Source organism: Pseudomonas fluorescens, from assembly GCF_902498065.1.
Taxonomy (GTDB): Bacteria; Pseudomonadota; Gammaproteobacteria; order Pseudomonadales; family Pseudomonadaceae; genus Aquipseudomonas; species Aquipseudomonas fluorescens_BJ.
This window is the reverse complement of record NZ_CABVIR010000004.1, coordinates 384,888-409,108: the sequence shown is the minus strand read 5'-3', so window position 1 is coordinate 409,108 and position 24,221 is coordinate 384,888. Positions and strand designations below refer to the sequence as shown.

16 protein-coding genes and 2 pseudogenes are annotated in these 24,221 nt (G+C 60.7%); 16 read left to right on the top strand and 2 right to left on the bottom strand.

Translation table 11 applies throughout. From position 1 onward, the window contains the following. The first annotated feature begins 20 nt into the window (after positions 1 to 20). The 6 genes and pseudogenes from F8N43_RS17800 (at position 21) to F8N43_RS17780 (ending at position 7,757) form a co-directional block, all read left to right on the top strand. Entirely contained in the window at positions 21 to 2,612 is a 2,592-nt protein-coding gene (locus F8N43_RS17800; protein WP_150654101.1) for a TonB-dependent receptor, read from the top strand. 114 nt (positions 2,613 to 2,726) lie between these two features. Then, positions 2,727 to 3,329, top strand: coding sequence for a biliverdin-producing heme oxygenase (locus tag F8N43_RS17795; protein WP_150654100.1), 603 nt, complete (start codon positions 2,727 to 2,729; stop codon positions 3,327 to 3,329). 163 nt (positions 3,330 to 3,492) lie between these two features. Further along, positions 3,493 to 3,888 (top strand): YbaN family protein, encoded by a 396-nt coding sequence (locus F8N43_RS17790; protein WP_150654099.1) that lies wholly within the window; start codon positions 3,493 to 3,495, stop codon positions 3,886 to 3,888. Between the two features lie 201 nt (positions 3,889 to 4,089). Next, positions 4,090 to 5,322 (top strand): annotated as a pseudogene (locus F8N43_RS29915) (chemotaxis protein); the annotation flags it as partial. Between the two features lie 381 nt (positions 5,323 to 5,703). Next, positions 5,704 to 6,228, top strand: a pseudogene (locus tag F8N43_RS29910) (methyl-accepting chemotaxis protein); the annotation flags it as partial. A 197-nt stretch (positions 6,229 to 6,425) separates the two neighbouring features. Next, on the top strand, positions 6,426 to 7,757 hold the full coding sequence (locus F8N43_RS17780) for a CoA transferase (protein ID WP_150633181.1): 1,332 nt from the start codon (positions 6,426 to 6,428) through the stop codon (positions 7,755 to 7,757). A 179-nt stretch (positions 7,758 to 7,936) separates the two neighbouring features. Here F8N43_RS17780 and F8N43_RS17775 read toward each other — a convergent pair whose 3' ends face one another. Both F8N43_RS17775 and arcD (F8N43_RS17770) read right to left on the bottom strand, forming a co-directional pair. Further along, the gene (locus F8N43_RS17775) at positions 7,937 to 8,800 is read right to left on the bottom strand and encodes a DNA-3-methyladenine glycosylase family protein (protein WP_150633182.1); all 864 of its coding nucleotides are present in this window, start codon (positions 8,798 to 8,800) and stop codon (positions 7,937 to 7,939) included. Further along, on the bottom strand, positions 8,797 to 10,224 hold the full coding sequence (gene arcD / locus F8N43_RS17770; RefSeq protein WP_150633183.1) for an arginine-ornithine antiporter: 1,428 nt from the start codon (positions 10,222 to 10,224) through the stop codon (positions 8,797 to 8,799). The genes F8N43_RS17775 and arcD (F8N43_RS17770) overlap by 4 nt, the downstream gene beginning before the upstream one ends. A 424-nt stretch (positions 10,225 to 10,648) precedes the next feature. On the opposite strand from arcD (F8N43_RS17770), the gene arcD (F8N43_RS17765) reads away from it, so the two are divergent. The 10 genes from arcD (F8N43_RS17765) to gcvT all read left to right on the top strand — a co-directional run bounded on the left by arcD (F8N43_RS17765) (position 10,649) and on the right by gcvT (position 24,077). After that, positions 10,649 to 12,076: an arginine-ornithine antiporter gene (gene arcD, locus F8N43_RS17765; protein ID WP_150633184.1), complete on the top strand. Its 1,428-nt coding sequence runs from the start codon at positions 10,649 to 10,651 to the stop codon at positions 12,074 to 12,076. A gap of 35 nt (positions 12,077 to 12,111) precedes the next feature. After that, positions 12,112 to 13,368 carry an arginine deiminase gene (gene arcA / locus F8N43_RS17760; RefSeq protein ID WP_150639426.1) on the top strand — a complete coding sequence of 419 codons (1,257 nt, stop codon included), beginning with the start codon at positions 12,112 to 12,114 and terminating at the stop codon, positions 13,366 to 13,368. Positions 13,369 to 13,438: 70 nt separating this feature from the next. Continuing rightward, the gene (locus tag F8N43_RS17755; RefSeq protein ID WP_150639427.1) at positions 13,439 to 14,449 is read left to right on the top strand and encodes an ornithine carbamoyltransferase; all 1,011 of its coding nucleotides are present in this window, start codon (positions 13,439 to 13,441) and stop codon (positions 14,447 to 14,449) included. A 187-nt stretch (positions 14,450 to 14,636) separates the two neighbouring features. After that, a complete protein-coding gene (gene arcC, locus F8N43_RS17750) occupies positions 14,637 to 15,566 on the top strand; it encodes a carbamate kinase (RefSeq protein ID WP_150633187.1) in 930 nt (309 codons plus the stop codon). 12 nt (positions 15,567 to 15,578) lie between these two features. Continuing rightward, positions 15,579 to 15,941, top strand: coding sequence for a DUF5064 family protein (locus F8N43_RS17745; protein WP_150633188.1), 363 nt, complete (start codon positions 15,579 to 15,581; stop codon positions 15,939 to 15,941). A 215-nt stretch (positions 15,942 to 16,156) separates the two neighbouring features. Next, on the top strand, positions 16,157 to 17,665 hold the full coding sequence (locus F8N43_RS17740; protein ID WP_150633189.1) for a sigma-54-dependent transcriptional regulator: 1,509 nt from the start codon (positions 16,157 to 16,159) through the stop codon (positions 17,663 to 17,665). Positions 17,666 to 18,084: 419 nt separating this feature from the next. Further along, the gene (gcvH, locus tag F8N43_RS17735) at positions 18,085 to 18,468 is read left to right on the top strand and encodes a glycine cleavage system protein GcvH (RefSeq protein WP_150633190.1); all 384 of its coding nucleotides are present in this window, start codon (positions 18,085 to 18,087) and stop codon (positions 18,466 to 18,468) included. A gap of 11 nt (positions 18,469 to 18,479) precedes the next feature. Continuing rightward, positions 18,480 to 21,332 carry an aminomethyl-transferring glycine dehydrogenase gene (gcvP, locus tag F8N43_RS17730; protein WP_150633191.1) on the top strand — a complete coding sequence of 951 codons (2,853 nt, stop codon included), beginning with the start codon at positions 18,480 to 18,482 and terminating at the stop codon, positions 21,330 to 21,332. A 202-nt stretch (positions 21,333 to 21,534) separates the two neighbouring features. Next, positions 21,535 to 22,911 (top strand): L-serine ammonia-lyase, encoded by a 1,377-nt coding sequence (locus F8N43_RS17725; RefSeq protein ID WP_150633192.1) that lies wholly within the window; start codon positions 21,535 to 21,537, stop codon positions 22,909 to 22,911. Positions 22,912 to 22,952: 41 nt separating this feature from the next. Next, the gene (gcvT, locus tag F8N43_RS17720; protein ID WP_150633193.1) at positions 22,953 to 24,077 is read left to right on the top strand and encodes a glycine cleavage system aminomethyltransferase GcvT; all 1,125 of its coding nucleotides are present in this window, start codon (positions 22,953 to 22,955) and stop codon (positions 24,075 to 24,077) included. Positions 24,078 to 24,221: the final 144 nt, after the last annotated feature.

Here is a 24,221-nt window from a genome sequence, read left to right as displayed (position 1 = left end):
TGCGACACGGAGCGCTATCGATGTCCTCTCGCCTTACCCGCCACTCCTCTTCACCTTCCCGCGTGCTCTCGCTGCTGACCGCCGCCATTCTCATGGCCGGCAGCGCGCCGCTCTTGGCCGCCACCGCTGCCGAGCAGCCGGCGCGCAACATGGGCGATTATGCGTTCGCCATCCCGCAACAGTCGCTAGTCTCGGCACTCAATGCCTTTACCGCCGTGACGGGCTGGCAGGTCGGTTTGCCGGCAGAACTGGGGCAAGGCGTGGCCTCGCCGGGCGTGCGCGGGTCCCTGTTGCCGGAGAAAGCCCTGGATCGCCTGTTGGTGGGGACCAACCTGAGCTATCGCAAACTGGGCAACAACAACATCGTCCTGGAGAAGCGCCTGAGCAGCGGCGCCCTCAACCTGCAGCAGGTGACCATCAGCGCCACCCGCCAGGAACAAAGCGTCGAAAGCGTGCCGGGCACCGTCACCGTTCACACCCGCGAAGAGCTGGACCGCAACAACGTCAATACCATCAAGAATCTGGTGCGTTACGAACCGGGTGTTTCGGTGGGCGGCGCCGGCCAGCGCGGCGGGATTAGCGGCTACAACATCCGCGGCATCGACGGTGACCGGATTCTGACCCAGGTCGATGGCGTCGAAGTTCCGAACGACTTTTTCAACGGTCCTTACGCCAAGACCCAGCGCAACTACGTCGACCCGGAAATCATCAAGCGCGTCGAAATCCTGCGCGGTCCGGCCTCGGTGCTCTACGGCAGCAACGCCATCGGCGGCGCAGTCAGCTATTTCACCCTCGACCCGGACGACATTATCAAGCCCGGCAAAGACGTCGGCGCCCGCCTGAAAACCGGCTACAGCTCCGCCGACGACAGCTGGCTGAAGTCCGCCACCGTGGCCGGCCGCGCCGACCAGTTCGATGGCTTGCTGCATTACAGCCAGCGCGACGGACACGAAACCGAATCCTACGGCAGCAACAACGGCACAGGCCTTGCGCGTACCGCCGCCAACCCGGAAGACGTGCGTACTTCCAACGTGCTGGCCAAGATCGGCTGGAACTACAACGAAGATTCACGCCTGGGCCTGACGTATGAAAAGTACAAGGACGATCGCGACACCGATCAGAAAAGTGCCTACGGCGGTCCTTACTTCCAGGGCGCACCAACCGTTTCAAACAGTGCGCTGCCCGGCGGCATGTACCAGTGGCGCACCGGCAACGACACCATCACTCGCGAGCGCTTCGGCCTGGAACACCGCTTTGCCCTCGACAGCCTGCTGGTGGACAACGTCAAGTGGAGCCTGAACCATCAGGTGGCGAAGACTGACCAGAGCACCGAAGAGTTCTACTTCCCGTTCTCGCGCAAAGTGCTGCGTACCCGGGAAACCCTTTACGAAGAAAAGCAGTGGGTATTCGACGCACAACTGGACAAGGCTTTCAGCATTGCCGACACCGAACACCTGCTGACCTACGGCACCACGATCAAGCAACAGAAAGTCACCGGTTCGCGCAGCGGCAACGGCACCTGCTACCAGCCATTTGGCACCTGCCGCGTCGTCGGCGCCGTCAGTCCACTGGATGTCCTGAAAAAATCCAGCGACTTCCCGGATCCAACCGTCAACACCTACAGCCTGTTTGCCCAGGATCAGATCAGCTGGGACAAATGGACCTTCCTGCCGGGCGTGCGCTACGACTACACCCAGCTCAAGCCGCACATCACCCAGGAATTCATGAATACGGTGGCGGCTACCCCTGGCGGCACCGTCAGTGACGACACCAAGACCTGGCACCGCGTGTCGCCGAAATTCGGCCTGACCTACGCCCTGACCGACCACTACACCTGGTACGGCCAGTACGCCGAAGGTTTCCGCACGCCGACCGCCAAGGCGTTGTTCGGGCGCTTCGAGAACACCACCACCGGATATCACGTGGAACCGAATCCGAACCTTGAGCCGGAAACCAGCAAAGGCTTTGAGACCGGGCTGCGCGGTCAATTCGAATCCGGCTCCTTTGATGTGGCCGTGTTCTACAACAAGTACCGCGACTTCATCGAAGAGGACGCCATCACCCCGGGTTACGACGAACTGACCTTCCAGAGCGCCAACATCAAGCACGCCACGATCAAGGGCGCAGAGGTCAAGGGACGTCTGAACCTCGACGTGTTCGGCGCGCCACAAGGGCTGTATACCCAAGGCTCGGTGGCCTACGCCTACGGTCGCAACAACGACAACGGTGAACCGATCAACAGTGTCAACCCGCTGACCGGCGTGTTCGGCCTCGGTTACGACCAGGACAACTACGGTGGTTTGCTCAGCTGGACGCTGGTGAAGAAGAAGGATCGCGTCGACGACACCAAATTCAAATCGCCGGACGGTGTCAGCAACCAGTTCAAATCGCCGGGTTTCGGCGTTCTGGACCTGACCGGTTTCTACAAAGTGACCGACGACGTGACTGTCAGCGCCGGGGTCTACAACCTGACCGACAAGAAGTACTGGCTGTGGGATGACGTGCGCGGCTACGACGGCGTCGGCGAGGCTTCGGTCATCAGCCCGGCCAACCTGGATCGCCTGACTCAGCCGGGTCGCAACTTTGCGGTCAACCTGGTCTGGGACATCTGATCCTGCCCCTCTCGCTGCGCGGCTTTTTATAGAGCCGCACAGTGAGGTTTTTTACGCTCAGGCGCCTTCTTGTTCGTCTCGTTACCAAGCGCCTCTTTTCTTCAAGGATTTCTCATGACTACCCAGGACACTGCTCAACGCCGGGCTTTGCGTTCGCAACGTTTGAACCAGATCACGAACGAGCCACACACCAAACTCGACGCCTTGGTCAAAGCCCACGCACCGTTCGAAACCCAGGCCAGTTTCGCCCGTTTCGTGGTTGCGCAGTATTTGTTCCAGTCGGAACTGGCGGGGCTGTACAACGATGCCGAACTGATCGCCATCGTTCCGGATCTGGCGGCACGCTGCCGTGCCGAAGCGGCCAAGGCTGACCTGGCCGATCTGGAAGCCGAAGTGCCGGCGCCCGTCGCGGGTGCCGTGAAGAATCCGACCAAGGCCGAAGCGCTGGGTTGGTTGTTTGTTTCCGAAGGCTCGAAGCTTGGAGCAGCGTTCCTGATCAAGCGCGCAGTGGGCTTGGGCTTGAGCGAAACCTTCGGCGCCCGTCACCTCGGTGAACCGGCCGGTGGCCGCGCTGAAGGCTGGAAAAGCTTCGTCAAAACCCTGGATGGCCTGGAACTCACGGCCCAGGAAGAAGCGGAACTGGATAAAGGCGCAATTAATGCGTTCAACCGCTTCACCGTGTTGCTTGAACAGGCCTACGCCACCGAACCAGCCTGACCGAACACATCCCCCTGTGGGAGCGGGCTTGCCCGCGATTACGGAGCATCAGTCGACATAGATGTTGTCTGACCCACCGCAATCGCGGGCAAGCCCGCTCCCACACGGGACAGCGCCCATCTGCAAGAATTTAATCCTTTCCTCGACGCACACTCTTGAGCCTATGCCTCAATTCCGCTCCTCGAAACTCGCCCGTATCCTGTTCGGCCTTCTGGCCTACATCAGCCTCGCCATCGGCCTGATCGCCATCGTCGTGCCGGGGCTGCCGACCACCGAGTTCATTCTGCTCGCCGCCTGGGCCGCGACCAGGAGTTCGCCGCGCCTGAGTGCCTGGCTGGAAAACCATCGGCTGTTCGGTCCGATCCTCTGCAACTGGCGCAATGGCAAGATCGTCGCCCGTCGGGCCAAGGTCAGTGCCACCGTGAGCATGCTGCTGTGCGCCGGGTTGATGCTGATGATGCTCGATCACGGCTGGCCGGTTTACCTGGCCATCGCCGGCATGAGCCTGGGCAATCTGTGGATCTGGTCACGCCCGGAATCAATGCCGACCGCCTCCTGACCAACACCGCGATTTTCCCCCGTTTTACACCGCTTTTCGGCACATTTTTCCGCGCAAACGTTCAACCATGACCGTTCGTCGGAGCCACCATCATGCATCCCCGCCCCACGCCGATGTGCAGTGAATGGCGCTGAATGGATTTGGCGAACCGGGTCGACCTCGACTCACAGCCAACACCTCATTCATTCGCGAGTTCGTCCTATGTTCGACTCTCTGTCCATCCGCCTGAAAATCGTTCTGCTCTCCGGTCTCTGCCTGCTGGGTGTGGTTGTCCTGATCGTCAGCATGAATTTCTACCAGACCAACCAGAACGATGAACTGGTCAGCGCCTCCAGCCGCAAAATGCTCACCGACAGCGTGCAGGACCTGCTTCAGGCCAAGGCCGCCGAGCAGGCGGTGCGGGTGCAGAAGACGTTCGGCGAAAGTCTGCTGGTGGCGACTGCCCTGGCGGACCAGATCAAGGACATGCGCAACATGGCCGCCAAGCGTTCGCTTGAGGCCGGTGCCCTGCGTGAAGAGTTGAACCAGAGCCTGAAAACCGCCTTCGATCGCAACAGCAAGGTGCTGGGAATCTGGGCGGCGTTCGAACCCAACGGGCTGGACGGCAAGGACAGCGAGTTCGCCAATGATGCGGCTCGCCAGTCCAACGAAGCCGGTCGTTTCGCCAGTTACTGGAGCCGCGCCGGTGGTGCCGGGATCAACACAATCATGGTCGAAGCCGACATGACCAAAACCACCTTGAGCCTCAGCGGCACCCCTTACAACAGTTGGTACACCTGCCCTCGCGACAGCAAGCGCACCTGCCTGCTGGACCCGTATGCCGATACCGTCGGCGGCAAGGAAATGCTGATGACCACCATTTCCGTTCCGCTGCTGGTGGACGGCAAAGCCATCGGTGTGGTCGGTGTGGACATCGCCCTCGACGCCCTGCAGGCAGCGGCGGTCGATTCCCAGCGAGACCTGTTCAACAGCGCCGGGCACATGCTGATTGTCTCCGGCAGCGGCGTGCTCGCCGGTTACAGCGTCGACGCGAGCAAGGTCGGCAAAAGTATCGGCGACACCCTGGGCGCCGAAGGCAAGGATGTCCTGCAATTGCTCAGCGGTGGCGCACCGAAAATCCTTGAACAAGGTGATTTGATTCGTGCGGTGTACCCGGTCAGCCCGATCAGCGATTCCAAAGCCTGGGGCGTAGTGATCGACCTGCCGAAACAAGTACTGCTGGCCGACTCGGTGAAGCTGCAAGCGGTGCTCGATGACGCCCAGCAAAGCGGCACGATCAAAGCGGTACTTGTGGCGGTCGCTGCCGGTCTCCTCGGGCTGCTGCTGATCTGGCTCACCGCCTCGGGCGTGACCCGGCCGATCAACAGCGTGGCCGAGATGCTCAAGGCGATTGCCAGTGGCGACGGCGACCTGACGCAGCGTCTGCACTACAGCAAGAAAGATGAACTGGGCGAACTGGTCAGCTGGTTCAACCGCTTCCTCGACAAGCTGCAACCGACCATCGCGCAGATCAAACAGAGCATCACCGACACCCGTGGCACTGCCGATCAGTCTTCGGAAATCGCCCGTCAGACCAGCGAAGGCATGCAGGTGCAGTTCCGCGAAATCGACCAGGTGGCCACCGCGTCCAACGAAATGAGCGCCACGGCTCATGAAGTCGCCAACAGCGCCTCGAACGCGGCCAACGCAGCCAAAGGTGCAGATCAATCGGCCCGCGACGGCATGTCGATCATCGAACGCAGCACCCGCGACATCAATCATCTGGCTGACGAAGTCAGTAAAGCCGTGACCGAAGTCGAAGCGCTGGCGGTCAACAGCGAGCAGATCGGTTCGGTGCTGGAAGTGATCCGCAGCATCGCCGAGCAGACCAACTTGCTGGCGCTGAACGCCGCGATCGAAGCCGCCCGTGCCGGGGAAAGCGGTCGCGGCTTTGCGGTGGTGGCCGATGAAGTACGCAACCTGGCCAAACGCACGCAAGACTCGGTGGAAGAGATCCGCATCGTCATCGAGCGCATCCAGACCGGCACCCGCGGCGTGGTCGCCACCATGCATTCGAGCCAGTCCCAGGCCCACAGCAACGCCGGACAGATCCAGCAAGCGGTGCAAGCCTTGAGCAAAATCAGCGACGCGGTCACCGTGATCAGCGACATGAACCTGCAAATCGCCAGCGCCGCCGAACAGCAAAGCGCCGTGGCCGAAGAGGTCAACCGCAACGTCTCGGCGATCCGCACCGTCACCGAGACCCTGACCGGCCAGGCCACCGAATCAGCGCACATCAGCAGCCAGCTCAATTCGTTGACCACCCACCAGATGAAACTGATGGATCAGTTCCGGGTGTAGCAAACCAGCACAACCCCCTGTGGGAGCTGGCTTGCCTGCGATAGCGGAATGCCAACCAACTTGGAAGTCGACTGACACACCGCCATCGCAGGCAAGCCAGCTCCCACAGGATCAGGTGTTCGGTTGGCAATTGGGGATTTCATCCGGCCGGGCATTTTTTTGATCTATGATCGAGCTCTCGTTTCGGAGGGCCTTCGATGACTGATTTACTCACGTCCATTCAAGCCGCACTCGGCTTGCCCCACACCCCGATTCCGTTTACCTCGAGCGGCGCCCTGCCCTCGGCGTTCGCCGTCACCGACCTGGCCTGCGCCAGCATTGCCGCTGCCGGCCAGGCTGCCAGCGAATTACTGCAGCAGCAGACCGGTCGCTTACCCAACCTTGAAGTCGACCGTCGCCTCGCGTCTTTCTGGTTCGCCACGTCGATCCGCCCCGTCGGTTGGAGCATTCCACCGCTGTGGGACCCGGTTGCCGGTGACTATGCGACCAAGGATGGCTGGATCCGCCTGCACACCAACGCACCTCATCATCGTGCCGCCGCCGAAAGCGTGCTCGGCGCGTGTGCCGACCGCGCAGACGTGGCGAGCAAGGTGGCGCAATGGGCGAAAACCGATCTGGAACAGGCCGTGGTCGACGCCGGTGGCTGCGCCGCTGAGATGCGTACCTGGGCGCAATGGCAAGCGCACCCACAAGGTTTGGCGGTGAACGCCGAGCCGTTGATTCAGTTCAGCGCCGGTAACCCGCAACAGCCCAAGCCCTGGAAAGGTTCGGTGGCGCAACCGCTGGCCGGGATCAAGGTGCTGGACCTCACACGCGTGCTCGCAGGGCCCGTCGCCAGTCGTTTTCTCGCGGGCCTGGGCGCCGATGTCTTGCGCATCGACCCACCGACCTGGAACGAACCGGGCGTGGTACCGGAAGTCACGCTGGGCAAACGCTGCGCACGCCTGGACCTGCACAACAAGGAGGATCGAACGCTATTCGAAAGCCTGCTCAAGGACGCCGATATCTTGCTCCACGGCTACCGCGCCGACGCATTGCAAAGGTTGGGTTACGGTGTCGCCGAGCGGCAGAAACTGGCGCCAGGCCTGATTGATGTGTGCCTCAACGCCTACGGCTGGAGCGGTCCATGGCAGAACCGGCGCGGCTTCGACAGCCTGGTGCAGATGAGCAGCGGGATTGCCGAGGCGGGGATGCAGTGGAAGACCGCGGACAAGCCGACGCCGCTGCCGGTGCAGGCACTCGATCATGCCACCGGATATTTGATGGCGGCTGCGGCGATCACCCTATTGGGACGTGGTGGGTCAGCCAGATTGTCGTTGGCGCGGACGGCGAAGTTGTTGATTGAAAATGGCGCTGGGACAACCGAGGCCTTGCGGGCGGAGGATGAAAACGATCAGGGCCTGTTGGTTGAGCAAACGCCATGGGGCCCGGCGCATCGGTTGCAAGTGCCGCTGAAAATCACCGGCACGCCATTGCAGTGGGCACTGCCGGCAACTGAATTGGGTTCTCATCGCGCGCAGTGGGGGTGACCGTTCTGGCCCCATCGCCAGCAGGCTGGCTCCCACAGTGAATCTGCATCGTTCACAAAACCTGTGGGAGCCAGCCAAACCAAATCATCAAAATCAAGACAGTTGCCCCACAGCGGACTTATGTCGATCACAAAACCTGTGGGAGCCAGCCTGCTGGCGATGAGGCCGTAACAAACAGCTCAATCCATCCGGCTCAACGAAGTCCAAAGAAGCTGCGCCGCATACCCTCGGCAAGGTCGCCACGCCTCGGCGCGCAGCAGCAATTCCCGCGCCGTCACCGGCCTTTCTTGAAGCGCCGCCAGTGCATTGATCAACCCCACATCCCCACTCGGAAACGCATCCATCTCCCGCAACTGCCGCAACGCAATGTACTGCGCCGTCCAGTCGCCAATCCCGTGCAACGCCAGCAACCGCGCCACACCGCCCTCACGCCCCGGTTCAAACAGCAACGGATCATCGAGCAACGCCTGAGCCACACCCGACAACGTCCGGCCCCGACTTTTCGGCATGCCCAGCGTTGCCAGATCTGCGTCCGCCAAAACGGCCGACTCAGGAAACACAGATGTGACACCGGGCAGAACAGAGTCCAAAGGCTGCCCATACTGCGCCACCAGTTTCCCCGCCAACCGGATCGCCGCGCTCACCGTAATCTGCTGACCCAACACCGCACGAATCGCCAGTTCGAGACCGTCCCACGCCCCCGGAACCCGCAATCCCGGGCGCTCGGCAATCAACCGCGCCATCAACGGATCAGCCTTCAGCGACTGATGAATCGCCGATAAATCCGCATCCAGATCAAACATCCGCCGCAACCGCGCAACGATCTCCGGCAGCGCCGCCGGATCAGCAAAGTCCAGCGTCACTTGCAGCGCATCGCCCGCCACCGGCCTTATCGAGAACGTACCGTGAACACCGTTCAAGCCGATGCTGCGCGAATACACGCCATCCACCACCGTTTCCATTCCCGCCACAGCCCGCGCCGACAAGAAGCCCAGCATCGCCGGCCAGTCATAGGGCGGTTGATACGCCAGCAGCAACCTCACAACGACAGCAATCCGCTGTACAAGCCATACGCCGCCAACCCGGCGCCGCTGATGACCGCGGTAAAAATCCCTTTCTCGATGGTCGTAAACAGCGGTTCACCCTGCTCGTGTTTGGCCTTGGCGAACAGAATCACCCCCGGTGCATACAACAACGCCGACAGCAGCAAATACTTCACCCCGCCGGCGTACAACAGCCACACCGCGTAACTCAGCGAGATGCCGCCGATCAGCAGGTCTTTGGTGCGTTCCGCCGAGGCATGTTCGTAGGTTTCGCCGCGCCCGCTCAACAGCACCGCATACGCCGCCGACCACAGATATGGCACCAGAATCATCGACGACGCGAGGTAGATCAGGCCGGTGTAGGTGCCAGCGGAAAACAGCGTGATCAGCAGGAAAATCTGGATCATCACGTTGGTCAGCCACAGCGCATTGACCGGCACATGATTGGCGTTTTCCTTTTTCAGGAAGGCCGGCATGGTGTTGTCTTTCGCCGTGGCAAACAGGATCTCGGCGCACAGCAGCGCCCAGGACAACAGTGCACCCAGCAGCGAAATCGCCAGGCCAATGCTGATCAACAAAGCGCCCCAGGGCCCGACGATACGTTCCAGCACTGCCGCCAGCGATGGGTTCTGCAGGTTGGCCAGTTCCGGCTGACTCATGATCCCCAGCGACAACACATTCACCAGCACCAACAACGCCAGCACGCCGAGAAAACCGATGACCGTGGCGCGTCCCACATCCGAACGTTTCTCCGCCCGCGCCGAATACACACTGGCGCCCTCGATACCGATGAACACAAACACGGTGACCAGCATCATGTTGCGCACTTGATCCATCACCCCGCCGAAATTCGGGTTGCTGTGGCCCCAGATGTCGCGAGTGAAGATGTCAGCCTTGAACGCCACGGCGGCGATGACGATGAACATGATCAGCGGCACGATCTTGGCCACGGTGGTCAACTGATTGATGAACGTCGCTTCCTTGATCCCGCGCATCACCAGAAAATGCACGGCCCAGAGCAGGACCGAGGCGCAGCCGATGGCGATGGGCGTGTTGCCCTGGCCAAACACCGGAAAGAAGTACCCCAGGGTGCTGAACAGCAAGACGAAGTAGCCGACGTTGCCGAGCCAGGCGCTGATCCAGTAACCCCACGCGGACGAGAAACCCATGTAGTCGCCGAACCCGGCCTTGGCGTAGGCGTACACCCCGGAGTCCAGTTCGGGCTTGCGATTGGCCAGCGTCTGGAACACGAAGGCCAGCGTCAGCATGCCGACCGCCGTGATGGCCCAACCGATCAATATCGCGCCAGCATCGGCACGCGCCGCCATGTTCTGTGGCAAAGAGAAGATCCCGCCGCCAATCATCGATCCCACCACCAGCGCAATCAGTGCGCTCAGGCGAAGTTTTTGCGTCGGTTGCGACATTCCAGCGTCTCCTTTTTTCCTCGCCCCAGGAATAACTTTAACTAAATAGGCAAACGGTAATAACGTTTATTAATTAATGGCGATTCGCGTCTTCTATTTATAGCCGGTGCTTCTATAGCCGCAGTCGGCAACAGCAGTTTTGTGTGTTGATCCTAATAAATCAATTCGGTACTGAAACAAACTTCAAAAATTTGCGCAAACCGGAAAACGAACTAGCCTAAAGGTCCGAGTAATATCCTCCCTTGCTGAGCGTTCTGGCCGATGGCTCTGGACTGGGCTTTTCCGGCAATACCGTTATGCCTGGGAAAGATTCATAAGTCTTTCATTAACAATGGAATGTGACCATGCACTGATCTATGTCAGATGATTGAATAGCGAACAGAATTAATCTGTTGTCTCTTTTCTCCTGCATTGGAGTCATGCAATGTCTGAATCCCCCGGAAAACTGAAACTCGGTGCACTGGTTGCGCTGGTTGTCGGCTCAATGATTGGTGGCGGGATCTTCTCTTTGCCGCAGAACATGGCAGCCAGTGCCGACGTCGGCGCCGTGCTGATCGGTTGGGCCATTACCGCCGTCGGCATGCTGACGCTGGCCTTCGTCTTTCAAACCCTTGCCAATCGAAAACCTGACCTGGACGGCGGTGTCTACGCCTACGCCAAGGCCGGGTTCGGCGACTACATGGGTTTCTCGTCCGCCTGGGGTTACTGGATCAGTGCCTGGCTCGGCAACGTCGGCTACTTCGTTTTGCTGTTCAGCACCCTCGGTTACTTCTTCCCGATCTTTGGCGAAGGCAACACCGTTGCCGCAGTAATCGGCGCGTCGGTGCTGCTCTGGGGTGTGCATTTCCTCGTGCTGCGGGGGATCAAGGAAGCCGCGTTCATCAACCTGGTGACCACCGTTGCCAAGGTCGTGCCGCTGCTGCTGTTTGTGCTGATCGCTGTTTTCGCCTTCAAACTGGACATCTTCACCGCTGACATCTGGGGCCTGAAAAACCCGGACCTGGGCAGCGTGATGAACCAGGTGCGCAACATGATGCTGGTCACCGTGTGGGTGTTCATCGGCATCGAAGGCGCGAGCATCTTTTCGGCCCGCGCAGAAAAACGCAGCGACGTCGGTAAAGCCACCGTGATCGGTTTCATCACCGTGCTGCTGTTCCTGGTGCTGGTGAACGTGCTGTCGCTGGGCATCATGACCCAACCGGAATTGGCCAAGTTGCAGAACCCGTCAATGGCGGCCGTACTGGAACATGTGGTCGGTCCGTGGGGCGCGGTGCTGATCAGCATCGGTCTGATCATCTCGCTGCTGGGGGCGCTGCTGTCGTGGGTGCTGCTGTGCGCGGAGATCATGTTCGCCGCCGCCAAGGACCACACCATGCCGGCCTTCCTGCGCAAGGAAAACGCCAACCACGTACCGGTCAACGCCTTGTGGCTGACCAACGCGATGGTGCAATTGTTCTTGGTCATTACGCTGTTCTCGGCCAGCACGTACCTGTCGCTGATCTACCTCGCCACCTCGATGATTCTGGTGCCGTACCTGTGGTCGGCGGCCTATGCGCTGCTGCTGGCGGTGCGAGGCGAGAGTTATGAAAACGCCATGGCCGAGCGCAGGAAAGACCTGTTCATCGGTGCCGTCGCATTGATCTACGCGATCTGGCTGATCTATGCCGGCGGCGTCAAATACCTGCTGCTCTCCGCCCTGCTCTATGCCCCCGGCGCGATCCTGTTCGCCAAGGCCAAGCTTGAAGTCAACAAACCGGTTTTCACCAACGTCGAGAAGCTGATTTTCGCCGCAGTCGTCGTGGGCGCCCTCGTGGCGGCTTACGGGCTGTATGACGGCTTCCTGACCCTGTAACACCTGATTGATTTGTCATTTGGAGGATCACTGAAATGACCACCGAAAAAGTTAAGTACGGCGTACATTCCGAAGCCGGCAAACTGCGCAAAGTCATGGTTTGCTCCCCCGGCCTGGCCCACCAGCGGCTGACCCCGAACAACTGCGATGAGCTGCTTTTCGATGATGTGCTGTGGGTCGCCCAGGCCAAGCGTGACCATTTCGACTTCGTCACCAAAATGCGTGAACGCAACATCGACGTGCTGGAAATGCACAACCTGCTGACCGACATCGTCGCCATCCCTGAAGCGCTGGACTGGATTCTGGAACGCAAGGTCACCGCCAATTCGGTCGGCCTCGGCCTGATCCATGAAGTCGGTTCGTGGCTGCGCAGCCTGGAGCCGCGCAAGATCGCCGAGTTCCTGATTGGCGGCGTGTCCGCCGATGACCTGCCGGACAGCTTCGGCGGCAAGACCATTCAGATGTTCCGCGACTTCCTCGGCCACTCCAGCTTCATTCTGCCGCCGCTGCCCAACACCCAGTTCACCCGCGACACCACCTGCTGGATCTATGGTGGCGTGACCCTGAACCCGATGTACTGGCCGGCCCGCCGTCAGGAAACCCTGCTGGCCAGCGCCATCTACAAATTCCACCCGCAATTCACCAACGCCGACTTTGAAATCTGGTACGGCGACCCGGATCAGGAACACGGCAGCGCCACCCTTGAAGGCGGCGACGTGATGCCAATCGGCAACGGCGTGGTGTTGATCGGCATGGGTGAACGCTCGTCCCGTCAGGCGATCGGCCAACTGGCGGTGAACCTGTTCAAGAACAAAGCCGTCGAGAAAGTCATCGTTGCCGGCCTGCCGAAGTCCCGTGCCGCGATGCACCTGGACACCGTGTTCAGTTTCTGCGACCGCGACCTGGTCACGATCTTCCCGGAAGTGGTGAACCAGATCGTCGCCTTCACCTTGCGTCCTGACGAAAGCAAACCGGGCGGCATCGACATTCGCCGCGAAGAAACCAACTTTCTCGACACCGTGGCCAAGGCCCTCAACCTCAAAGCATTGCGCGTGGTGGAAACCGGCGGCAACAGCTTCGCCGCCGAACGCGAACAGTGGGATGACGGCAACAACGTGGTGGCCGTGGAGCCGGGCGTGGTGATCGGTTATGACCGCAACACCTACACCAACACCCTGCTGCGCAAGGCCGGTGTGGAAGTCATCACCATCAGCGCCGGCGAACTGGGGCGCGGACGTGGCGGCGGCCACTGCATGACCTGCCCGATCATTCGCGACCCTATCGACTATTAAATCCTGAGCCCTGCTTCACGCTTATAACGCGTGAAGCAGGCGGATAACCGAAACCCAAGGAGATCCAATCATGGCTTTCAACATGCGTAACCGCAGCCTGCTCTCGTTGATGCACCATACGACTCGCGAGCTGAACTATTTGCTGGACCTGTCCCGCGACCTCAAGCGCGCCAAGTACACCGGCACCGAGCGTCCGCACCTGCAAGGCAAGAACATCGCACTGATCTTCGAAAAAACCTCGACCCGCACCCGTTGCGCCTTCGAAGTCGCGGCCCATGACCAGGGCGCCCACGTCACCTACATTGACCCGGTGTCGTCGCAGATCGGCCACAAGGAAAGCATGAAAGACACCGCCCGCGTGCTCGGGCGGATGTTCGATGCCATCGAATACCGTGGCTTCGAACAGGAAATTGTCGAAGAGCTCGCCAAGTTCGCCGGTGTGCCGGTGTTCAACGGTCTGACCGCTGAGTTCCACCCGACGCAGATGATCGCCGACACCCTGACCATGCGCGAACACAGCGACAAACCGCTGCATGACATCAGCTACGCCTACCTCGGCGACGCCCGCTACAACATGGGCAACTCGCTGCTGATGATCGGCGCCAAACTCGGCATGGACGTGCGCATCGCCGCGCCGAAAGCGCTGTGGCCGCACGCTGATTTCATCGCCCAGTGCAAAGCCTTCGCCGAAGAAAGCGGCGCACGCATCACCATCACCGAAGACCCGAAAGAAGCGGTCAAGGGCGTGGACTTCATCCACACCGACATCTGGGTTTCGATGGGTGAGCCGGTGGAAGCGTGGGACGAGCGTATCGAGCAACTGCTGCCGTACCAGGTCAACGCGGCGATGATGAAAGCCTCGGGCAACCCGCGCGTGAAATTCATGCACTGCCTGCCGGCGTTCCACAACAGCGAAACCAAGGTCGGCAAGGACATCGCCGCGCGCTACCCGAACCTGGCCAATGGCGTGGAGGTGACTGAAGAAGTCTTCGAATCCCCGGCCAACATCGCCTTCGAGCAAGCGGAAAACCGCATGCACACCATCAAGGCGATTCTGGTGTCAGCGCTGGCGGATATCTAACGGCTGACCTGGCCGTTCCTGCAGGAACACGGAACCTGTGGGAGCTGGCTCGCCAGCGATGGCATCACCTCGGTGTATCTGACAGACCGAGGCGACGCCATCGCTGGCGAGCCAGCTCCCACATTGACCGAGTCCCTACAGGGACACCGAGTCGCTCGCAACTTCTCTGCTTTAGAAGGACTGCATTATGCGTATCGTCGTTGCTCTGGGCGGTAACGCCCTGCTCCGCCGTGGTGAACCCATGACCGCGGACAATCAACGCGCCAACATCCGGATCGCCACCGAGCAAATCGCCAAGATTTACGCCGGCAATGAACTGGTCATCGCCCACGGCAATGGTCCGCAGGTCGGCCTGCTGTCGCTGCAAGCGGCGGCTTACACCTCGGTTTCGCCGTATCCGCTGGACGTGCTCGGCGCCGAAACCGAAGGCATGATCGGCTACATCATCGAACAGGAACTGGGCAACCTGCTGGACTTCGAAGTGCCCTTCGCCACGCTCCTGACCCAGGTTGAAGTCGACCCCAACGATCCGGCGTTCCAGAACCCGAGCAAACCCATCGGCCCGGTCTACGCCAAGGCCGAAGCGGAAAAACTCGCCGCCGAAAAAGGCTGGGCGATTGCCCCGGACGGCGACAAATACCGTCGCGTGGTCGCCAGCCCGAGACCGAAACGCATCTTCGAAATCCGCCCGATCAAATGGCTGCTGGAAAAAGGCAGCATCGTGATCTGCGCCGGTGGTGGCGGCATTCCAACCATGTATGGCGCCCACGGCAAGCTGCAAGGCGTGGAAGCGGTGATCGACAAGGACCTGTGCTCGGCGCTGCTGGCCGAACAGCTGGACAGTGATTTGCTGGTGATCGCCACCGACGTCAACGCCGCCTTCATCGACTTCGGCAAACCGACCCAGAAAGCCATCGCTCAGGCGCACCCGGACGACATGGAGAAACTCGGTTTTGCCGCAGGTTCCATGGGGCCGAAGGTTCAGGCGGCCTGTGAGTTTGCCCGCCATACTGGAAAAACCGCGGTGATCGGTTCACTCTCGGACATCGAAGCGATCGTCCAGGGCAAGGCCGGAACGCGCATCAGCACGGCGAAACCTGGCATAACTTATTTATAAGGAGAAACGTCAATGGCAACGTTCGAGCCCGGCAAGCTGCACATCGAGCGCCACGCGCTGACCCCGGATGATGTCAGCTACAACCTGCACCTCGACTATGAGGTCAGCAAGGACGACAAAGGCGAAAAAGGCATCCAGTTCACCATGCATGGCAGCATTCAGAACAAGGATATGAGCGAAACCTTCTTTCTACCCAAGGTTGAGGCCTACAACTTCGCCAACAACATAACGAATATCGCCGAGAAGTACGGCATTCCAAGGACACACAGCCAGATCGGCTCGGTTCACAAACATTACGACTTGGTGTTTGAAGACATTCGGACGAAGCTGGATATGAAATCCGGCGACCCGGTAGACCTCAAGAACTTCGAGTAACCCTGTTCCCCTGGATGAACGCTGTACCCGTGGGAGCGAGCCTGCTCGCGATAGCGGACTGACAGTCACCATGATGTCGACTGACACACCGCTATCGCGAGCAGGCTCGCTCCCAAAGGGTTCATCGTTGCCCTGAAGTCCTGCTCAGGATTTCACCATTCGCCCGCCCCAAGGCATACTTGCCACCCTCCGCTCGCAAGATTGAAAACCGCCCCATGCGTATCCACGTCAGCTTCATCGACCGCGTCGGCATCACCCAGGAAGTCCTGGCCCTGCTCGGTGGGCGCAATCTCAATCTGGATGCGGTGGAAATGGTTCCGCCCAACGTCTACATCGACGCCCCGACCCTCAGCCCCGAAGTGCTCGAGGAACTGCGCGATGCGTTGCTCAGCGTGCGTGGCGTGCAAGCGATGACGGTGGTCGACATTCTTCCGGGCCAACGTCGGCACTTGCAGCTCGATGCATTGCTCGCCGCCATGACCGACCCGGTGCTGGCATTGGACAGCGACGGCAAAGTGCTGCTGGCCAACCCGGCGCTGATCGCCCTGTACGGTCGCGAACCGGCCGGTGAAAGCATCGCGGATCTGTTTGCCGATCCCGCCCTGCTCGACACCTTGCTGGAACAAGGCTTTCGCTTGCCGCTGCGCGAGATCACCGTCAACGGCCAGACCCTGTTGCTGGACGCCACGCCGATCACCGACGCCGGCGCGCTGCTGACGCTGTATCAACCGAACCGCATCGGCGAACGCCTCTCGGCGCTGCACCACGACCATGCCGAAGGGTTCGATGCGTTGCTTGGCGAATCCCCGGCCATTCGCACGCTCAAGGCCCGTGCCCAACGTGTAGCCGCCCTCGATGCGCCGTTGTTGATCCAGGGCGAAACCGGCACCGGCAAAGAACTGGTGGCCCGCGCCTGTCACGCCATCAGTGCCCGGCACACGTCACCTTTCCTGGCGCTGAACTGCGCGGCATTGCCGGAGAACCTCGCCGAAAGCGAACTGTTCGGCTACGCCCCCGGCGCCTTCACCGGCGCCCAACGGGGCGGCAAACCGGGGCTGATGGAACTGGCAAACCAGGGCACGGTATTTCTCGATGAAATCGGTGAAATGTCGCCGTACTTGCAGGCGAAACTGCTGCGGTTTTTGAACGATGGCAGCTTCCGCCGCGTGGGTGGCGATCGTGAGGTGAAGGTCAACGTGCGGATCCTCAGCGCCACGCATCGCGATCTGGAAAAAATGGTCAGCGAAGGCACGTTCCGCGAAGACCTGTTTTATCGCCTCAACGTGCTCAACGTCGAAGTCCCGCCGCTGCGCGAACGCGGCCAGGACATTCTGTTGCTGGCGCGCTATTTCATGCAGCAGGCCTGCGCGCAGATTCAGCGCCCGGTGTGTCGTCTGGCACCGGGCACTTACCCCGCGTTGTTGGGCAACCGCTGGCCGGGCAACGTGCGGCAATTGCAAAACGTGATCTTCCGCGCGGCGGCGATTTGCGAAAGCAGCCTGGTGGACATCGGCGACCTCGACATCGCCGGCACCTCCGTGGCGCGCCAGAGCGACACCGAGGTCGACAGCCTGGAACAGGCGATGGAAGAGTTCGAGAAAACCCTGCTGGAAAAACTCTACGTCAGCTACCCCTCGACCCGGCAACTGGCCAGCCGTCTGCAAACTTCGCACACGGCAATTGCCCATCGGTTGCGCAAGTACGGTATTCCCAAAACACCATAGCCCGCCTGTGGGAGCCAGCCTGCTGGCGATTGCGGTGTGGCAGGCAAAAAAGATGTCGACTGACAGGGCCTCATCGCCAGCAGGCTGGCTCCCACAGGTTTCGCGTTCAACTGAAAGCCTGTTTAAAAACGACCTCCATCTGTACTGAAAGCGCTACAGCGGAATGATATCGATACACTCCCTCCTAACCACCGCAGTGCAAGGCTTTGATCCACTTAGGCTTTTTTCTTCGGCTCGCGCTGTATCGATTTCGCTACAGTCGCTGCAACACAATGGCCACATGAAACTCATAAGCCATTGTTTTTAAACACAAAAATAACATTGGCCGCGATTTTGCTTAGTAACCACCCATAAAGAAGGGCTTTTGCCCAAGCATTCAATCGCGTCCACCAGACGAGTCTGGCCCCTTAGGAGTTTCCATGAGCGAGTTGCGTTTTACTGAAGATCACGAATGGCTGCGCACCGAAGCTGACGGCACCGTTACCGTCGGCATCACCGCTTTCGCACAGAACGCCTTGGGCGACGTGGTTTTCGTACAACTGCCTGAGCTGCAGTCCTACGACAAAGGCGCAGAAGCCGCCACCGTGGAATCGGTAAAAGCCGCCAGCGGCGTATACATGCCACTCGACGGCGAAGTGCTGGAAGTGAACCCGGCGCTGGACAGCAACCCGGAACTGGTCAACGAAGATCCGCTGGGCGAAGGCTGGTTCTTCCGCTTCCAGCCTGCCGACGCCTCGGCAGTTGCCAAACTGCTGGATCAGGACGCTTACGACCGTCTGATCAAAGCCAACGCCGAAGCCTGAGGAGCGCTGACATGACTCAAGTAAACCTTACGACCGCCAACGAATTCATCGCGCGCCACATCGGCCCGCGTTCCGGCGATGAGCAAGCCATGCTCAACAGCCTCGGTTTCGATTCGCTGGAAGCCCTGAGCGCCAGCGTCATTCCGGAAAGCATCAAAGGCACCAGCGTCCTCGGCATGGACGACGGCCTGAGCGAAGCCGACGCCCTGGCGTTGATCAAAGGCATCGCCGCCAAGAACCAACTGTTCAAGACTTACATCGGCCAGGGCTACTACGGCACGCACACGCCGTCGCCGATCCTGCGCAACCTGCTGGAAAACCCGGCCTGGTACACCGCGTACACCCCGTACCAGCCAGAAATTTCCCAGGGTCGTCTCGAGGCGCTGCTGAACTTCCAGACCCTGATCAGCGACCTGACCGGCCTGCCGATCGCCAACGCCTCGCTGCTGGATGAAGCCACCGCCGCTGCCGAAGCCATGACCTTCTGCAAACGCCTGAGCAAGAACAAAGGCAGCCACGCGTTCTTCGCGTCGGTTCATTGCCACCCGCAAACCCTCGACGTGCTGCGCACCCGTGCCGAGCCGTTGGGCATCGACGTCGTGGTCGGCGACGAGCTTGAACTGACTGACGTGACGCCGTTCTTCGGCGCCCTGCTGCAATACCCGGCGAGCAACGGTGACCTGTTCGACTACCGCGCACTGACCGAACGCTTCCACGCCGCCAACGCTCTGGTTGCGGTGGCTGCTGACCTGCTGGCCCTGACCGTGCTGACCCCGCCAGGCGAATTCGGCGCCGACGTGGCCATCGGCAGCGCCCAACGCTTTGGCGTGCCGCTGGGCTTCGGTGGCCCGCACGCGGCGTACTTCTCGACCAAAGATGCATTCAAGCGCGACATGCCGGGCCGTCTGGTCGGTGTCTCTGTGGACCGTTTCGGCAAGCCGGCCCTGCGCCTGGCGATGCAGACCCGCGAGCAACATATCCGCCGTGAGAAAGCCACGTCGAACATCTGTACTGCCCAAGTCCTGCTGGCCAACATCGCCAGCATGTACGCCGTCTACCACGGCCCGAAAGGCCTGACGCAGATTGCCAACCGCATTCATCACCTGACCGCGATCCTCGCCAAAGGCTTGAGCGCACTGGGCCTGACCGTCGAGCAAGCCAGCTTCTTCGACACCCTGACCCTGAACACCGGCGCCAACACCGCCAAACTGCACGACAAGGCACATGCGCAGCAGATCAACCTGCGTGTAGTCGATGGCGAACGTCTGGGCCTGTCCCTCGACGAAACCACGTCGCAAGCGGACGTCGAATCGCTGTGGGCCTTGTTCGCCGACGGCAAAGCGCTGCCGGACTTCGCCGCCCTCGCCGCCTCTGTGGTCAGCACCATCCCGGCCGCTCTGGTTCGCCAATCGCCAATCCTCAGCCACCCGGTGTTCAACCGTTATCACTCGGAAACCGAGCTGATGCGCTACCTGCGCAAGCTCGCCGACAAGGACCTGGCCCTGGATCGCACCATGATCCCGCTGGGTTCATGCACCATGAAACTCAACGCCGCCAGCGAAATGATCCCGGTGACCTGGGCTGAATTCGGTGCCCTGCACCCGTTCGCCCCGGCCGAACAAAGCGCCGGTTACCAGCAACTGACCGATGAACTGGAAGCGATGCTCTGCGCCGCCACCGGTTACGACTCGATCTCCCTGCAACCAAACGCCGGTTCGCAAGGTGAGTACGCCGGTCTGTTGGCGATTCGTGCCTATCACCAGAGCCGTGGCGAAGACCGTCGCGACATCTGCCTGATCCCGTCGTCCGCCCACGGCACCAACCCGGCCACCGCCAACATGGCTGGCATGCGCGTGGTTGTGACAGCTTGCGATGCCCGCGGCAACGTCGACATCGAAGACCTGCGCGCCAAGGCCATTGAGCACCGCGAACACCTCGCTGCGCTGATGATCACTTACCCGTCGACCCACGGCGTGTTCGAAGAAGGCATCCGCGAAATCTGCGGCATCATTCATGACAACGGCGGCCAGGTGTACATCGACGGCGCCAACATGAACGCGATGGTCGGCCTCTGCGCACCGGGCAAGTTCGGCGGCGACGTGTCGCACCTGAACCTGCACAAAACCTTCTGCATCCCCCACGGCGGTGGCGGCCCGGGCGTCGGCCCGATTGGCGTCAAGTCGCACCTGACGCCGTTCCTGCCGGGCCACGCCCAGATGGAGCGCAAGGAAGGCGCGGTCTGCGCGGCACCGTTCGGCAGCGCGAGCATTCTGCCGATCACCTGGATGTACATCCGGATGATGGGCGGCGCGGGTCTCAAGCGCGCTTCGCAATTGGCGATCCTCAATGCCAACTACATTTCCCGTCGCCTCGAAGAGCACTATCCCGTGCTGTACACCGGTAGCAACGGTTTGGTCGCGCACGAATGCATCCTCGATCTGCGTCCGTTGAAAGACAGCAGCGGCATCAGCGTCGATGACGTCGCCAAGCGCCTGATCGACTTCGGTTTCCACGCCCCGACCATGTCGTTCCCGGTCGCTGGCACACTGATGATCGAGCCGACCGAAAGCGAATCCAAGGAAGAACTGGACCGCTTCTGCGACGCCATGATCCGCATCCGCGAAGAAATCCGCGCAGTGGAAAACGGCACGCTGGACAAGGACGACAACCCGCTGAAAAACGCCCCGCACACCGCTGCGGAACTGGTCGGCGAGTGGTCCCATCCGTACAGCCGTGAGCAAGCGGTGTACCCGGTTGCCTCGTTGATCGAAGGCAAATACTGGCCGCCGGTCGGTCGCGTCGACAACGTCTTCGGCGATCGCAACCTGGTATGCGCCTGCCCGTCGATCGAAAGCTACGCTTAAACGAATTAGGGGGCGGGTTCGCTCGCCCCCACCTTCGAGAACACTGCAAGACTCTGTGGGAGCTGGCCTGCCAGCGATAGCGGTGGGTCAGTCGACATTTCCGCTGTCTGACACTCCGTCATCGCTGGCAGGCCAGCTCCCACAGAATCGTGCCTAGCCTGAAATTCCGTGAATTCCTATAACAAGAAACCGGAGAACAACCATGTCGTTAAGCGTGTTCGACCTGTTCAAGATTGGCATCGGCCCCTCCAGCTCCCACACCGTCGGCCCGATGCGCGCCGCTGCGCGTTTCGCCGAAGGTTTGCGCCGTGAAGGGCTGCTGGCCGCCACCACCTGTGTCAAAGTCGAGCTCTACGGCTCACTCGGCGCCACCGGCAAGGGCCACGGCAGCGACAAGGCTGTGTTGCTGGGCCTGGAAGGTGAACACCCGGACACCGTGAACACCGAAACCGTCGCCGCCCGTCTGCAAGACATTCGTGGCAACGGTCGCTTGAACCTGCTCGGCGAACACAGCATTGCGTTCAACGAGAAAGAACACCTGGCAATGATCCGCAAACCATTGCCCTATCACCCCAATGGCATGATCTTTCGCGCGTTCGACGCGGCGGGTCTGCAAATCCGAAGTCGCGAGTACTACTCGGTCGGCGGCGGTTTTGTGGTCGATGAAGACGCCGCCGGCGCCGACCGCATCGTCGAAGACGCCACACCGCTAACGTTCCCGTTCAAAAGCGCCAAGGACCTGCTCAGCCATTGCGCCACGTACGGTTTGTCGATCAGCCAGATAATGCTGACCAACGAAAGCGCCTGGCGCCCGGAAGCGGAAACCCGCGCCGGCCTGCTGAAGATCTGGCAAGTGATGCAGGACTGCGTCGACGCCGGCTGCCGTAACGAAGGCATTCTGCCCGGCGGTTTGAAGGTCAAACGGCGAGCGGCAGCGCTGCATCGGCAACTGTGCAAAAACCCGGAGTCATCACTGCGCGATCCGCTGTCGGTGCTGGACTGGGTCAATCTGTACGCCCTGGCGGTCAACGAGGAAAACGCCAACGGCGGACGTGTGGTTACCGCGCCCACCAACGGTGCAGCGGGCATTGTCCCGGCGGTTTTGCATTACTACATGCGCTTCATTCCCGGCGCCAACGAGGACGGCGTCGTACGTTTTCTGCTGACCGCCGCAGCCATCGGCATTCTCTACAAGGAAAACGCCTCGATCTCCGGCGCCGAAGTCGGTTGTCAGGGTGAAGTCGGCGTGGCCTGTTCGATGGCGGCCGGCGCCTTGTGCGAAGTGCTTGGCGGCACCGTGCAGCAAGTGGAAAACGCCGCCGAAATCGGCATGGAACACAACCTCGGCCTGACCTGCGACCCGATTGGCGGGCTGGTGCAAGTGCCTTGCATCGAGCGCAACGCCATGGGTTCAGTGAAAGCCATCAATGCGGTGCGCATGGCCCTGCGCGGCGACGGTCAACACTTCGTTTCCCTCGACAAGGTTATCCGCACCATGCGCCAGACCGGCGCCGACATGAAAAGCAAATACAAGGAAACCGCCCGTGGCGGTTTGGCAGTCAACATTATCGAGTGCTGATGCGCGCTCACTGCATCTGCACACTTTTTCAGGAGCTGGATATGTCCACCGAACAACTGTTGAAAACCCCGTTGCACGCACTGCACATCGAACTCGGCGCCCGCATGGTGCCGTTCGCCGGCTATGACATGCCGGTGCAGTACCCGCTGGGCGTCATGAAGGAACACCAGCACACCCGTGATCAGGCCGGGTTGTTCGATGTTTCGCACATGGGCCAGATCCGCCTGACCGGCGCCAATGCCGCCAAGGCCCTGGAAACCCTGGTGCCGGTGGACATCATCGACCTGCCAGTGGGCATGCAGCGCTATGCGATGTTCACCAATGAGTCCGGCGGCATTCTTGACGATCTGATGGTTGCCAACCTGGGTAACGACGAACTGTTCCTGGTGGTCAACGCCGCTTGCAAGGATCAGGACCTGGCGCACCTGCGTCAGCACATCGGCGATCAGTGCACTATCGAGCCGCTGTTCGAAGAACGTGCGCTGTTGGCATTGCAGGGCCCGGCCGCCGTCACCGTGCTCGCACGCCTGGCACCGGAAGTGGCGAAGATGACCTTCATGCAGTTCGCCCGCGTGAAACTGCTGGGTGTGGACTGCTTTGTCAGCCGCTCCGGCTACACCGGTGAAGACGGTTTCGAAATCTCCGTGCCGGCCGCCAACGCCGAAGCCCTGGCTCGTGCCCTGCTGGCCGAACCGGAAGTGGCAGCCATCGGCCTGGGCGCACGCGACTCCCTGCGTCTGGAAGCCGGCTTGTGCCTCTACGGCCACGACATGAACACCGAGACCAGCCCAATCGAAGCCAGCTTGTTGTGGGCCATCTCCAAGCCACGTCGCGCCGATGGCGCGCGGGCTGGCGGCTTCCCTGGCGCTGAAACCGTGTTCGCCCAGCAACAAGCCGGTGTCAGCCGCAAGCGCGTGGGCCTGTTGCCGCAGGAACGTACGCCGGTACGCGAAGGTGCAGAAATCGTCAATGAAGCGGGCGACATCATCGGCACCGTGTGCAGCGGCGGTTTCGGTCCGACCCTGGGCGGTCCTTTGGCCATGGGTTACCTCGACAGCGCATATATCGCCATTGACACACCTGTGTTCGCAATCGTTCGTGGGAAAAAGGTGCCATTGCTTGTAAGCAAAATGCCATTCGTTCCACAACGCTACTATCGTGGTTGATTGACTGTTTCTATAAGTAACGCGGTTGCGTTAACAGTGCACTAATGTGTAACGCAACCGCCATAAAACAGTGCAGCGTTTCGATTATGAACTTGCCTTATAACGTTCGAAAACAATTGAACACCCCTATCGAATAAGCCAACG

Bases quoted from the DNA above. Each gene is read 5' to 3' on its own strand.
- F8N43_RS17800 (WP_150654101.1), top strand. From the start codon at position 21: ATGTCCTCTCGCCTTACCCGCCACTCCTCTTCACCTTCCCGCGTGCTC.
- F8N43_RS17795 (WP_150654100.1), top strand. From the start codon at position 2,727: ATGACTACCCAGGACACTGCTCAACGCCGGGCTTTGCGTTCGCAACGT.
- F8N43_RS17790 (WP_150654099.1), top strand. From the start codon at position 3,493: ATGCCTCAATTCCGCTCCTCGAAACTCGCCCGTATCCTGTTCGGCCTT.
- F8N43_RS17780 (WP_150633181.1), top strand. From the start codon at position 6,426: ATGACTGATTTACTCACGTCCATTCAAGCCGCACTCGGCTTGCCCCAC.
- arcD (WP_150633183.1), bottom strand. From the start codon at position 10,224: ATGTCGCAACCGACGCAAAAACTTCGCCTGAGCGCACTGATTGCGCTG.
- arcD (WP_150633184.1), top strand. From the start codon at position 10,649: ATGTCTGAATCCCCCGGAAAACTGAAACTCGGTGCACTGGTTGCGCTG.
- arcA (WP_150639426.1), top strand. From the start codon at position 12,112: ATGACCACCGAAAAAGTTAAGTACGGCGTACATTCCGAAGCCGGCAAA.
- F8N43_RS17755 (WP_150639427.1), top strand. From the start codon at position 13,439: ATGGCTTTCAACATGCGTAACCGCAGCCTGCTCTCGTTGATGCACCAT.
- arcC (WP_150633187.1), top strand. From the start codon at position 14,637: ATGCGTATCGTCGTTGCTCTGGGCGGTAACGCCCTGCTCCGCCGTGGT.
- F8N43_RS17745 (WP_150633188.1), top strand. From the start codon at position 15,579: ATGGCAACGTTCGAGCCCGGCAAGCTGCACATCGAGCGCCACGCGCTG.
- F8N43_RS17740 (WP_150633189.1), top strand. From the start codon at position 16,157: ATGCGTATCCACGTCAGCTTCATCGACCGCGTCGGCATCACCCAGGAA.
- gcvH (WP_150633190.1), top strand. From the start codon at position 18,085: ATGAGCGAGTTGCGTTTTACTGAAGATCACGAATGGCTGCGCACCGAA.
- gcvP (WP_150633191.1), top strand. From the start codon at position 18,480: ATGACTCAAGTAAACCTTACGACCGCCAACGAATTCATCGCGCGCCAC.
- F8N43_RS17725 (WP_150633192.1), top strand. From the start codon at position 21,535: ATGTCGTTAAGCGTGTTCGACCTGTTCAAGATTGGCATCGGCCCCTCC.
- gcvT (WP_150633193.1), top strand. From the start codon at position 22,953: ATGTCCACCGAACAACTGTTGAAAACCCCGTTGCACGCACTGCACATC.